The 13,134-nt window shown below is 57.1% G+C and carries 11 protein-coding genes and 1 pseudogene; 3 read left to right on the top strand and 9 right to left on the bottom strand.

All coding sequences use genetic code 11. From position 1 onward, the window contains the following. The 5 genes and pseudogenes from AC19YQ_RS22725 to AC19YQ_RS22705 all read right to left on the bottom strand — a co-directional run. A pseudogene (locus AC19YQ_RS22725) lies at positions 1–137 on the bottom strand (amino acid ABC transporter substrate-binding protein); the annotation flags it as partial. Positions 138–281: 144 nt separating this feature from the next. Then, positions 282–1,535, bottom strand: coding sequence for an OprD family porin (locus AC19YQ_RS22720; RefSeq protein WP_500596008.1), 1,254 nt, complete (start codon positions 1,533–1,535; stop codon positions 282–284). Between the two features lie 91 nt (positions 1,536–1,626). Beyond that, positions 1,627–2,931 carry a CitMHS family transporter gene (locus AC19YQ_RS22715; RefSeq protein WP_339474674.1) on the bottom strand — a complete coding sequence of 435 codons (1,305 nt, stop codon included), beginning with the start codon at positions 2,929–2,931 and terminating at the stop codon, positions 1,627–1,629. A 139-nt stretch (positions 2,932–3,070) separates the two neighbouring features. After that, a complete protein-coding gene (locus AC19YQ_RS22710; protein ID WP_500596007.1) occupies positions 3,071–4,390 on the bottom strand; it encodes a dicarboxylate/amino acid:cation symporter in 1,320 nt (439 codons plus the stop codon). Positions 4,391–4,435: 45 nt separating this feature from the next. After that, positions 4,436–5,518, bottom strand: coding sequence for a 4-oxalomesaconate tautomerase (locus AC19YQ_RS22705; RefSeq protein WP_133079163.1), 1,083 nt, complete (start codon positions 5,516–5,518; stop codon positions 4,436–4,438). A gap of 166 nt (positions 5,519–5,684) precedes the next feature. Here AC19YQ_RS22705 and AC19YQ_RS22700 point away from each other — a divergent pair, with 166 nt between their 5' ends. Beyond that, positions 5,685–6,575 (top strand): LysR family transcriptional regulator, encoded by an 891-nt coding sequence (locus AC19YQ_RS22700; protein WP_500596006.1) that lies wholly within the window; start codon positions 5,685–5,687, stop codon positions 6,573–6,575. 76 nt (positions 6,576–6,651) lie between these two features. Here the strand turns inward: AC19YQ_RS22700 and AC19YQ_RS22695 are convergent, their stop codons facing one another. From AC19YQ_RS22695 to AC19YQ_RS22680, 4 genes are all read right to left on the bottom strand, one after another. After that, on the bottom strand, positions 6,652–7,872 hold the full coding sequence (locus AC19YQ_RS22695; RefSeq protein WP_500596005.1) for a cyanate transporter: 1,221 nt from the start codon (positions 7,870–7,872) through the stop codon (positions 6,652–6,654). Beyond that, entirely contained in the window at positions 7,865–9,028 is a 1,164-nt protein-coding gene (locus AC19YQ_RS22690) for an MFS transporter (RefSeq protein WP_500596004.1), read from the bottom strand. The genes AC19YQ_RS22695 and AC19YQ_RS22690 overlap by 8 nt, the downstream gene beginning before the upstream one ends. Before the next feature lie 386 nt (positions 9,029–9,414). After that, positions 9,415–10,293 (bottom strand): LysR substrate-binding domain-containing protein, encoded by an 879-nt coding sequence (locus AC19YQ_RS22685; RefSeq protein WP_133079167.1) that lies wholly within the window; start codon positions 10,291–10,293, stop codon positions 9,415–9,417. 114 nt (positions 10,294–10,407) lie between these two features. Then, entirely contained in the window at positions 10,408–11,199 is a 792-nt protein-coding gene (locus tag AC19YQ_RS22680) for a bestrophin-like domain (RefSeq protein WP_133079168.1), read from the bottom strand. Between the two features lie 261 nt (positions 11,200–11,460). On the opposite strand from AC19YQ_RS22680, the gene AC19YQ_RS22675 reads away from it, so the two are divergent. Beyond that, a complete protein-coding gene (locus tag AC19YQ_RS22675) occupies positions 11,461–12,999 on the top strand; it encodes a cryptochrome/photolyase family protein (protein ID WP_133079169.1) in 1,539 nt (512 codons plus the stop codon). Further along, positions 12,996–13,130 carry a DUF2256 domain-containing protein gene (locus tag AC19YQ_RS22670; protein ID WP_019827081.1) on the top strand — a complete coding sequence of 45 codons (135 nt, stop codon included), beginning with the start codon at positions 12,996–12,998 and terminating at the stop codon, positions 13,128–13,130. The genes AC19YQ_RS22675 and AC19YQ_RS22670 overlap by 4 nt, the downstream gene beginning before the upstream one ends. Positions 13,131–13,134: the final 4 nt, after the last annotated feature.

Below are 13,134 nucleotides of genomic sequence, written 5' to 3'. Positions count from 1 at the left end.
AATGGCGGATAGCTCTCCATCAGCACGCCCGTCATCTCCCCTTTTTGGGTTACGCGATCCAGGGTGGGGCCCGCAAAAGCCGTTGCACAGGTCGCGAGCAAAGCGAGGCCGAAAGGTAAGAGCGCCGATGTTTTCAAGGACAAAAACTCCAATCATTTCAAAGTTATATGAATAGATTAGAACGTACTATAAATCTCATTTGAACTGGTTTGATGGAATAACAACCTCACTTTGGGTTATATCCCACGATTCATCGCGACATAACTGACATATAACAGGCACTACCAGAGCGCGATATCGTAAGTCAGGTAGACCCGGTTACTGTCACGTCCTCGCGAGAAGTCCGAACGATAGACGTAGTTGCGCAGCTTGACCCCCACCCCCTTGAGTGAACCTTGCTGCACCACATAGGCCAGTTCGGCATCGCGCTCCCATTCCTTGACTGTACTGCTGGATTTGCCGTCGTTACCGCTCAGGTAGCGGGTGGCGAATGTCAGCCCTGGTACACCCACGGCGGCGAAGTTGTAGCCATAGTTCAGCATCCAGGTCTTCTCGTCTTCCTCAATGAATTTGCCGATACCCGCGTTACTGAAGGAGTACACGGTTGCGCCGCTGATGTAGGGCAGCCCGGCATCGCCACTGAGTGTCTGGTAGCCGCCACCAAAGGAATGGCCCGCAATTGCGTAGGTCAGTTGGCCGCTGAGCATATCGTTATCGATCTTGCCCCCATGGGCCGCCCCCGTATCGGCACTGTTGAAGTAACGCAGGTCACTGGTGAGTACCCCTGCGCCGATGGGCAGATCGTGCTGGATTCCGGCAAAATTTTGCCGGTAGAAGTTCTCAAGCTCCCCGTAGAAATAGCTGAGGCGGATGGTTTTGCCTGCTTTGTATTCGGCACCGGCGTAGCTGAAATCCCCCGATTTATCGCCTCCGTAACCGTCGGGCACCAGTGCAATGCTGTCAGTGGAGTCTCGCAACTTGAAACGTTCCAGATACCCCCCTGTCAGTGTCAGGTTCTCGATATCACTGCTGATGATCTGGCCGCCCTTGTAGGTCTGGGGCAAAAGACGCGCATCGTTGTAGATCAGCACCGGTGTTTTGGGGAGCAGGGTTCCGTACTTCAGGGTGGTCCTGGCGAGCCTGGCTTTGGCCGTTATCCCGGCGCTTGAAAACTCGTCTGCGGCCCGACCATCGTCATGCACAGGCAGCAGTCCTGTGCCGCTGCGACCGCGACCCGAGTCGAGCTTGACCCCCAGCAGGCCCAGCGCATCAATACCGAAGCCCAGGGTTCCAGGGGTAAATCCCGATTGGTAATCGAGCAGAAATCCCTGGGCCCACTCGGTTCGTTCGCTCTTCGCCGTTCTTGCTGATTTCGCACTCATGCCATGCTCGTCGCGAAAGTTTTCGTTGAAGTACACGTTGCGCAATTGCAGCTTGAGCTTGCTGTCATCGACAAATCCGTCTGCGCTGGCGCTCGCCAGGGGTAGCAGTCCTAGAACAGAAAGCAACGTCCAACGGGTATGTAAGCAGGTCATGGCAAACTTCTCATTGTTGTTATTTGGGGTGCAGGGCTGCGCACGCCTCACCGTCGAGGCGCGTCGATAAAAAGCAGGATGTCTGGGTGTATCAGGAGAAGAGGCTTATCGCCCCGGTCAGCAAGGCCAGTGCCGTAATCACAAGGGAGGTGAGCACCGCCCATTTGACGGTGGCTTTCTGGAAGTCGCCGATATCACGGTCAACCATGCCCACCAGCAGCAACGTCGAAGCCACAAGCGGGCTCATGAGGTGCACGGGCTGGCCGAGGACCGATGCCCGGGCGATTTCAAGGGGGTCTATGCCATAGGCCGCCGCCGCATTGGCCAGGATCGGCACCACCCCGAAGTAATAAGCATCGTTGGAAAGGACAAACGTCAGCGGCATGCTGGTGATCGCCACCACCAGCGGGAAAAGATGCCCCCAGGACGGCGGAATCCAGTCCACCAGGGTTTGAGCCAGAGCATCGACCATCTTGGTGCCCGAGAAGATCCCGGCAAAGATGCCAGCGGCAAACACCAGCAACACCACGGTCATCGCATTGCCGGAGTGGGCAAGGATGCGTTCTTTCTGAATATCCAGTTGCGGGTAGTTGATCATCAATGCCAGGACAAAACCGATCAGAAACAGGATCGCCGAGTGCATGATCCCCATCACCAGCGCAACCATCACCGCGATCACCAGCAGCAGGTTGATGTAGGCCAGCCTGGGGCGCTTGTAGGGTGTGTCTTCAAGGATGGCCTTGATGTAGCAATTACCCCCGCCGCTTTGCAATTGGATATTGCCAATGCGCTTGCGCTCGCCACGACCCAGCAAGAAGGCCGTGAAGACTACCCACATGGCGCCTCCAATCATCGTCGGCAGCATCGGCACGAAGTATTCGCCGGCGTCCAGGCCCAGGGCCGCGATGGCCCTGGTAGCAGGTCCGCCCCAAGGAGACATGCCGCTCATGATGCTCAAGGACAACATGGCGATGGTCGCCAGAACCATCGGGTTCATGCCAATGCGCTTGTACAGCGGCAACATCGCAGCGCAGGTGATCATGTAGGTGGTTGTACCGTCGCCGTCGAGTGCGACCAGCAATGACAGCAGTGCAGTGCCGACCGCGATTTTCATCGGATCGCCATTGACGCGCTTGAGGATTTTGCGGATCAGCGGGTCGAACAAGCCTGCATCAATCATCAAGCCGAAGAACAGGATGGCAAACAACAGGAGCGCAGCTGAAGGCGCCACCATTTTCAGGCCATCGAGCATCATTTTGCCGGTGGTGCCGCCAAAACCGCCAATGACGGCAAATACGATCGGCACGACAACAAGCGCCACAATGGGTGACAGCCGTTTGGTCATGATCAGGAAGGTGAAGACGACCACCATGGCCAAACCAAGAAATGCGAGCATAGGTCAATTCTCTTGTTTTTATAATGAGTGCGGCCGGCGCAAAGGCGCACGACCCCATTCCCGCCGGACGACATGAACCAACGATGTCTGGCGGGAGGACTTAACGAGAAGCTATCGGGCTTTGAACTGCACTAAATAGTCAGACGCGCTCAACCACCGCCGGACCATCCCAGGACTCATCCGGGGCCGCAACAAGCAATGGCTTGCGGTCCAATGTACGCATCAGGGTTTCGCGATCGCAGGCGTTCTCCGAGATGGACATCACCACGGTGGCGACGGCATTGCTGGCCAGGCTGGTCAACGCACGGGCTTCCGACATGAATCGATCGATACCAATCAACAAGGCAAGACCGGCCAGTGGAATGTCATGAATGACGGTCAGGGTCGAGGCCAGCGCAACAAAACCGGCCCCCGTGACCCCTGCCGCACCCTTGGAAGACAGCAGCATGATTGCCAGCATGGTCACCGTCTGCGTCAGGGTCAGCTCGATGTTACAGGCCTGCGCAATGAAGACGGCAGCCAGCGACAGGTAGATGGCCGTGCCGTCGAGATTGAAGGAGTACCCTGTTGGCAACACCAGCCCCACTACGCCTTTTTTGCACCCCAGGGCCTCAAGCTTTTCCAGCATTCTGGGCATGACCGGCTCGGTGGAAGAAGTGCCGAGTACCACCAGAAACTCTTCACGAAAATAGCGCAGCAGCTTCCAGAGGCTGAAACCGTTCGCCCGGCAAATGCTGCCCAGCACGACAAAGACAAAGAAGGCACAGGCGATGTACAGAGTCATGATCAGCTTGGCCAGCGAGCCCAGCGATGTAATGCCGTACTGGCCTACGGTAAACGCCAAGGCTCCGAATGCACCGATCGGGGCAAACCGCATCAGGTAGGAGAAAATCTTGAACACCATGTGGGATGCGGACTCCAGTACAACCAGTACGGGCTTGCCCCGCTCACCTATTGCCGAAAGCGCAAAGCCGCACAGTACCGCGATGAACAACACGGGAAGCACTTCACCTTTATTGAAAGCACCGATAAAGGTATCCGGGATGATGTGCATGAAGAACTCGACCACTCCCAGCTTCGCAGCCGAATCGGTGTACTGCGACAATCCCTGGGTGCTCAACTGGCTCGGGTCAATGTTCATTCCCGCTCCGGGCTTGAACAGATAGACCGACACCAGGCCGATGATCAGGCTGATCACGGTCAGGGCCAGGAACAGCAGCATGGTCTTGCTCAACAAACGTCCCAACGAGCGCTTGTCGCTCATGCCGGCGATACCGGTCACGATTGTGCAGAACACCACAGGAGCGATCATCATCTTGATCAGCTTGATGAACGCATCACCCAGGGGTTTCAAGGCAATGGCCTGCTGCGACCAGAAGTGTCCGAACAGTACGCCTAACACTACGGCGCAGAGAATCTGGAAGTAGAGCGATTTTATAACTTTCATGGCATCACCCATTTTTAGAATTGTACTGATGCAAAAGCGGCAATGACCTGGGGGAAATTATCCGGCGAGTCGTTGGGAAGCTGTAGCGTAAACAAAACCGGAGAACAGCCTGCGCGATGTGCGCACGACCGAGGCGCGAATGGTCTCTTCCCGAGCGCCGGTGTAAGACAATACAACGTCTATCCCGCCGCTTGGATGTTCAATTCGCACATGTTTCAAACGGGGTTCATCAACGTTACCCAACAGTTGCGAGACCACGCTGCCTTCCGTGACACAGGCGGTCGCCAGGCCAATAGCTCCGGTGATTGCCAGTGCACGATGACAGGTGTGAGGCATGAAGTAGCGCACCTGAATCGTACCGCCAGACCTGGCCGGTGACACGAGCACCGGCTTGGGAATCACTTTGTCACTGACATCGCCCAGGCCCATTGCAAAACCGGCTTTCAGGCGCAGGGATTCCAGTCGGCGCAGAAACTCAACGTCGGCATCCAGTTCAGCGGGACTTTCATCGCCCTGTTTACCCAACTGGCTGGCCTCGACGATCATCATCGGCATCGCCATGTCGATGCACGTTACCGCAAAACCGTCGATCACATCCTGTGTGTGCCCGGTGGGGAACAGTTTGCCGGTCTTGCTGCCAGCAGCGTCTAGGAACGTCAGTTGCACAGGCGCGGCGGTGCCCGGCACGCCGTCGATGGCAGTGTCGCCTTCATAACTGACCTTGCCGCCGGGGGTCTGTACCTCGGCGTTTACAAATGTCCCGGTGTTCAGGTTGCGAATACGCACCCGCGTCACATCGGCGGACGCTTTCACCAGCCCCTGCTCGATGGCAAACGGGCCGACGGCGCACAGCATATTGCCGCAATTGGGCGCGGTATCGACCCGACGCTGGGAGACCATGACCTGAACGAACAGATAATCGACGTCAGCGTCAGCGTGAAGCGACGGGCTTACGATCGCCACTTTGCTGGTTTGCGGGCTGCCGCCACCGATACCGTCAATCTCAAGTTCGTGGCCAGAGCCCATCAGGTTGAGCAGCAACTCGTCACGTTCTTCGATGGCAGCCGGTAGATCCCAGGCGAGAAATACCGGGCCCTTGGAGGTACCACCGCGCATTAGCACACAGGGAATTCTTTGCATGGGACGGACTCTTGTTGATCAATCCGGGTGATTGATGTCTTGGAAGCAAGAGTCGCAGGCTTCTAAAATTGTTTCCAATGCAAATATCAGCCGGATTATTGCGTTTGACGAATGATAAATTTAGGATGATTTGAACGCACCCTTCTCTTCGGCCTGGATCAAAATGATGAATTATGAGCTGAATGACATACGATCTTTCGTGAAAATCGCAGAACTTGGCAGCTTTCACGAGGCTGCGGATGCGTTGCATCTTTCCCAGCCGGCGTTAAGCCGCAGGATGAAAAAGCTCGAAGACGGATTGGGTACAGCGCTTCTTGACCGCACGACTCGACGAGTGAGCCTTACAAGCGTTGGGCGGGACTTTCTGCCCAAGGCTCGACGCTTGCTGGATGACTTCGACGATTCGATTCTCAACATCCGGGAGCTGGCAGAGCGCCAGAGCGGTCGTGTCACGCTGGCCTGCATCCCGACGGCGGCCTTTTACTTTCTCCCTTCGGTGATACGCCTTTATAACGAGCGCTATCCACAAATCCGCATCCGGCTTCTGGATCTGAGTGCGAACGAAGGGCTGGAAGCTGTTCTGCGCGGTGAAACCGACTTTGGCATCAATATGATGAGCGGCCAGCACCCGGACATTGAGTTCGTGCCGTTGGTCAACGAGCCTTTTGTCCTGGCTTGCCGACGCGATCATGAGCTGGCAGAGCGCAGCTCGGTGTCCTGGGCAGAACTCAGCAATTACCGTCTTATCGGGGTCGGTCGCCTGAGCGGCAACCGGATGCTGCTTGACCACGCCCTGTCGGGCTTGAGCTGGCGTCCGCAGTGGTTCTATGAGGTGCAGCACCTGTCGACATCGCTTGGCCTGGTGGAAGCGGGTCTGGGAGTGTCGGCCATGCCCAGCCTGGCCATGCCGGCAGTGGATCACCCAACGCTGGTGAGCGTCCCGCTGGTAGATCCGGTTGTGAACCGATCGTTGGGGCTGGTTTACCGGCGAGGCGCGTCACTGTCGCCGGCAGCGGAAAAATTCGTCGCCATATTGCTGGAGCAGTGGGAGCAATGACGAGTGGAACGAGGCGGCGTTCGACCACATAGCGCCCGCAAAACCCGGACGCGCGGCATGCCTGGTTGAACCTGGCTCACCTCTCTCCCATGCTGGGGCGGTAGCTCGCTGGAGAGAAGTTGAGCGTCAGCACCGCCATCACGGCGAGAACCCCAATGTGTAACCACCACCCCGTAATGAAGCTGCCACCGCAGTCAAGCAGCCAGCCGATCAACCAGGGAGCGCTTGATGCGAGCAAGAAACCAACCCCCTGGACGAAGGCTGCCAAGGTGCCAGCCGCTTGGGCGCCGGGCAAATGGTCGAGCGCGACAATCAGGCTGAGCGAGAAAAACCCGCCGAGGCCAAACCCGGCCAGTGCAACCCACACCCACGGCGCGGCGTTGGGAGCCAGGGCGAAACCGGCGAAACCCACAGTCTGCAGCGCTATCGTGAGCAATAAGGGCCCGCGTCGGTCAGCACTGCGCCGTGCCAGCATCGGCATGGCGAATGCCGCCGTCGCCTGGAATATCGCCAACCAGGCGAGCAGGTTGCCCGAAGCCTGCAGGCCCATGTTCTGCTGCTGGTAGAAAGACGGCAACCATGCCACCAGACTCGAATAGCCGCTGTTGGTGAGTCCAAAGTAGGCAGCCAACTGCCACGCCCGCCGGTTCTTGAAGAAGCTACTCAAAACCGGAGCAGGTCCGCTTGCAACCAGCGGTGGTGTGCGCGGCGCGCAAAGCAGCCAGAGCAGGAGCACGACAAGTGCCGGCAACGCCCACACGGAAAGGCCCAACCTCCAGCCGCCATAGGCAGTGAGCCACGTGCTTGCCAGCGAGCCCAGCGCCCCGCCGCCGACCAGTGCCGCCGAGTAAAGCCCCATCGCCATCGCTATCTGTTGAGGAAACCAGCGCTTGGCGATCGCCGGCACCAAGGCCTGGATCACTGCCACGCCGGTGCCGGCGATACCCGCGCAGGCGATCAACTGCGCGCCGTCCTTGACCACCGCCCGTGACGCACACCCGAGCATCAGCAGCAATAATGCGCCGGTCAGCGCCTGCCTTTCCCCAAAGCGACGGGCCAGACCTATACCAATAAAGGCCATCAGCCCCATCAACACGAAAGGCAAGGTGGTCAGCATTGCAGCGGCGCGAAAATCCAGGCCAATGTCGCCACGCACCAAATCGAGCACGGGCCCAACCGAAGTCAAGAAGGGCCGCAAATTCAAGCCAAGCAGCACCAGCAGCACCAGTGCGGTCAGTGACACCTTGCCTGCACGCGGCGCGCAGGCTGCGATGAAAGCCGAAGCGCGATCAGTCATGGCACGCACTTCTTTCGCGCCAGATGCCCTTTGCATGCCCGCCCAGGCAAGTCACCGCGAAGGCCACCAGCAGTGCACCTGTGCCGAGCACAAAGATCAGTTGGTGGTTGGAGCCCTGCACCAGCAGCGCAATGGCTGCCGGCGTCACGGCTGCAGCCCCCATCAGCGTAATACTGACCAGAGGCGTCAGTTTGCCGGTGGGATCGTTGGTGGTAATCAATGCCATGTAGTAACACAGCGCGAGTACCCAGCCGAATTGCAGCAAGAAAAGAGCGGCGAACAGTTGAGTAGGTGTGCGCGTGTACGAGGTGAGCATGGCAATCGACACAAACACGGACAGCAAGCCCAGGCCGATCATGAAGCGGCGATTGACACGGCCACCCAGCAGGCTTGGAAGCGCTGCGCCCGGCAAACCGGCGATAGCCGAAAGGCCAAATGCCCAGCCAATATCGACACTGGAAATACCCTGATCCCGGGCCAGTTGATCGATGAAGCCCCACACGCAGTAAATGGCGATTTGCATGAACAGCATTCCGATCAGCGCACTGCGCCCTTCCCGTGACGAACCATCCTGGGCCGCGACTCTTTGTAGCGTCTCGCTGGTGTCAGCCACCTTGCGCGGCAGCGCAAGGCTGGCAACACAGATCAGGACGTACCACAGGCCGAAAGAGCACAGCGCGGTCACGATTCCGCTTTGTACCGCGAGAATGGGCAGTGCTGCGGAGAAAAACGAATATTCAGGCGTTTGCAAAAGCAGCATCAACCCGAATGAGCGGTCCTGATTGGGAAGACGACCCAGGGTTGATACGGCATACGCGTAGATCAATCCCGCGCAGGTCCCGGCAAGCAGTCGCACCACCAGCAACAGATTGTTCGTTGATGCCCATGCTGTGGCGACACTGAGCGCAACGCAAAGCATGCCTGTGTAGAGGCACAGGTTTCTGGCGCTGTAGCGCTTCATCAGCGGTGGACAAATAATGGTGCCCAATGTCATCCCGACCATTTCTATTGAAACCACCCAGCCCTGTTGATCCAGCGACAGATTCAACTGATCTGTCAGCAACCCCATGAAAATGGGTTGAACACCACACACGATAAACGCCGTACACGCAATGAAGATGAGGGAGGCACGCAGTATCTTGGGATTGCTATTCATATGGGACCCTGATGCGCTGAGCGAACTAGGGGGTGTGTGCCTCGACAGTGCCTTGGCGTTCTGTCCAGAACAGGCATCGAAAGCGCCCGCAGCCTGTAGCTGCCACCCGTCTATACGCAGCACTCGTTGTTGTAGTTTTGGATAACCCAGGTAGAACGGGATGGCCCGGCGGGCCTTGATTCATCCACGTCCTTGCAACGGATCCTAGACCGGCACTGCGCCCTATTGAAAGTTAATAAAAGGAATCCCAAGTATTCGGATTTTTAATAAAGTGGCTTCGACCGCTACTGCCGGCAGCGGGTCATCTGCGTACATTAGAGAGGGGCATTGGCGTACTGAGAGACATCGCCCTGGCGCCAGATGCCTCGCTCACCCGGCACGCTTGATCAATGCACCTCTTCATCCACTATCTGGATGAGCACATCAGCCAGTTCTTTGATCACCGGGTCGATGCTCGGGCGATGGAATACGGCTATCTCGAATGCGGTAATCGGGCTCAACCCGTCCTCGACACCCAGCACCTTGTGATCAGGAGTGACTGCCCGGGTTGGGAGCAGGCTGACACCAAACCCATTGGCCACTGCCTCCTGAATACTGGCAAGGCTGGTGCCCGTGAAACAGATGCGCCACGTACGGCCAAGGGCTTCGAGCGCGCTGATCATGTCATCCCGATAGAGTCCCCGTGACGGAAATGTCACCAAGGGAATAGGGTCCTGGTCGAAACACGGACGCGTCGCGCTATCAATCCACTCCATGGTTTCTGATCGGCAAGCGTTGGCCTCACGGCTGTGGCGTCGCTGTTTTATCAGGATCAAGTCCAGCTCGCCGCGGTCATAGCTGCGAAGCAGGTCTGAACTCAATCCACTGATGATTTCCAGCTTCACCTTGGGGTGCTTGCGATTGAAGGCGGCCAGCACGGGCATGGTTTTGCTTGCGGCGAAATCATCAGGAACACCGAGCCGTATGGTGACGCTCATTCCGCTCGAAAGCGCCTCGCCCAACTGATTGCTCACGGCCAGAAGATGGCGCGCATACCCCAACAGGATGATGCCGGCATCAGTGGGACGTATTTCCCGGCTGCTTCGATCAAGCAACTGGTGCCCCACAAGTTCCTCCAGTCGGCGCACCTTCTGGCTGACGGTGGATTGGGTGGAGTGCAGTCTGGTTGCAGCGGTGGTGAAACTGCCGCAATCGGCGACCATCACCATCGTTCTGAGCATGTCCAGGTCAAAGATCGGCCTGGCGGGTTTGTGATCGTTATTCATGGTGCATTACCCCGGATTCCGTAGGCACCTCCATGCCAGACACAAGACAGGCAAGGGGACGCCACGCTTGAACACTTATTATCAAGTGCCTCTAAAGCAAGCAGCTTTAGCTGGTTATAAAGTCAGCCCACCGTGTTCCAGAGTCACTATAAGAGCCCTCAAGTTATCTGGAACCACCTGAATGATGCCTTTGCCCGGAACGTCAATTTCCGCAATCATGAATAACGCCAAAGCTGTAAATATCGGCATCACACAGACCAGGGTGTTTCCACCCCGGCTGCCCTTGACGTTGTAGCCAATCAAAAAGTTGGAACAGACGGCAAACAGGATCAATAGCGCCCACGCCACACCGGGTATTTGAGGCCGCCAGCTGGCCATCGTCTTTTGTTGCGACACATACAACTCATTCGTGGCGTTAAGGGCCGTGACAATCACCGAACTGGGTTTTTCCTTGGCAATCTTGCTGATCAAAGCCCACATGTGCGATTGCATTTTAATGGAGTCCAACCGGATGGCTGCGCGCTGATCGTCATCCTCCGTGGCAAAGAATGAAATGCGGATAGCCAGGTAGTCCATCAGCATTTTTTCGGCTTGCTCTTGCTGGGACTCGCTCAGCAACGTTGTACGCTGGAAGGCGTTGCCAATGGCAATGGCTTCATTTTCTTCAGCCGTCATCCGGGTGTTCAGACCACTGATTGCAAACGAAAGAATGAAGCCCATGAGCAAACCAAACATGGACAGCGTCCCACCCAGTACGACTTTCAATTCATCATCAAACGCAGCGTCACGCCTGACTTTTTGACCCCAGGTCATCTTCCCCGCGAAAGCCGCCACGCATAAACCCAGCAGCATGGAGACCAACAGGTACCAGGAATTGACATCAACGGAATACAAGATCGAGGGCATAGTTTTTTCTTAGGGTTTTTATACGGATGCACGCGTTATAACACGGCCGCAACACACATACATTTGAAAAAAACCGTGTGTTGAGACCCAGCACGCAAGCCCCGGGAATGGGCGCTGACCGGAAAAGATCGCAGGCGTTTTCCTGCCTGCCAGACACGAAATACTTGTACAATAATTTTCTACTGTACAAGGCAGCCTGCCTTCCTTTCGCCCCGAAGTCCCCAGGCCTTCACATGTGTCTACTCAACGGAAATCTGCTCGATGAATGCTACCCGCCGACTGTGCCTCGTCTTGGGCGACCAATTGTCTTTTGACCTTCGTTCATTGCAGGGCCTGGATACCGAAAACGACACCGTGCTGCTGGTCGAGGTGATGGAGGAAGCCAGCCATGTCCCCCATCACCCGCAAAAAATCGTTCTGGTGTTCAGTGCCATGCGCCACTTCGCCGAGGCGCTGCAACAGCGTGGAATCCGGGTGCAGTACGTCAAGCTCGATGACCCGGACAACAGCGGATCGGTGCCAGGTGAATTACGGCGCTGGGAAGCACTCCTGCAGCCTGATGAAATCCATATGACGGAGTGCGGCGACTGGCGTCTGGAGCATTCACTCAAGGCGTGTGGCGCGGGGATCCAGTGGCATGGCGATGCTCGCTTTCTCTGCTCGCGCCCTGAGTTTTCCGCCTGGGCGAATGCCAAAAAGCAGCTGCGCATGGAGTATTTCTATCGGGAGATGCGGCGCAAGAGCGGGTTGTTACTCAACGGCGATGGCAGCCCGGTCGGGGGCGCCTGGAACTTTGATGCAGAAAACCGCAAGGCGCTGCCCAAAGGCATCAAGCCGCCCTCGCCCGCCCGCTTCTCACCCGATGCCATTACCCGGGATGTACTGGAGCTGGTGGCAAAAAACTTCACCACCCACTATGGCACCCTCGATACGTTCGACTATCCGGTCACTCACGCCCAGGCTCAGGCCTTGTGGAGCTACTTCCTGGACTGGGGCCTGGCAGCCTTCGGCGACTATCAAGACGCCATGGCCAGCGACGAGCCGTTTCTGTTTCATGCCCGCATCAGTGCTGCGCTCAATATTGGCTTGCTGGATGTTCGTCAGCTATGCAGCGATGTGGAGTCCGCGTACTGGTCGGGCAGCATTGCACTCAATGCCGCCGAAGGCTTTATTCGCCAACTCATCGGCTGGCGGGAATACGTGCGTGGGGTTTACTGGCTGAAGATGCCCGACTATGCCGATGGCAATGTATTCGGCAACACCCGGTCGCTTCCAGAGTTCTACTGGACCGGCGACACGAAAATGAACTGCATGAGCCAAGCCATCGGCCAAAGCCTCGAACATGCCTACGCCCACCACATCCAGCGGCTAATGGTCACCGGCAATTTCGCTCTCCTCGCCGGCATCCTTCCAAGTCAAATATGCGAGTGGTACCTGGCCATCTATATGGATGCCTTCGACTGGGTGGAGTTGCCCAACACGCTGGGCATGGTCATGCACGCCGATGGCGGCTATCTGGGGTCCAAGCCTTACTGTGCCAGCGGCCAGTACATCAAGCGCATGTCCGACTATTGCCGTGGCTGCGCTTACAAAGTGAGCGAAAGCACCACCGATGACGCCTGCCCTTTCAACGCGCTCTATTGGCACTTCCTGATGCGTCACGGTGAGCTTTTGCGAGGCAATCAGCGCATGGGCATGATTTATAAAAACCTTGACCGGATGCCTGAATCCAAACAGCAGGCGCTGTGGCAGCGAGGCCAGTTGTTGCTCGCCACACTGGATAAAGGCGAGTCACTTTGAAAAAGAGCGAGTTGCCCGTCAAAACCTGCGTGACCTGTGGCCTGCCTTTCACATGGCGAAAAAAGTGGGCTCGCTGTTGGGATGAGGTGCGTTACTGCTCAGAGCGTTGCCGACGTAGCAAGCACCTGTGAGCCC

This window comes from Pseudomonas sp. MF06569 (assembly GCF_059862735.1).
Note: the sequence above shows the minus strand (reverse complement) of the source record. Positions and strands in the feature narration are given on the sequence as shown.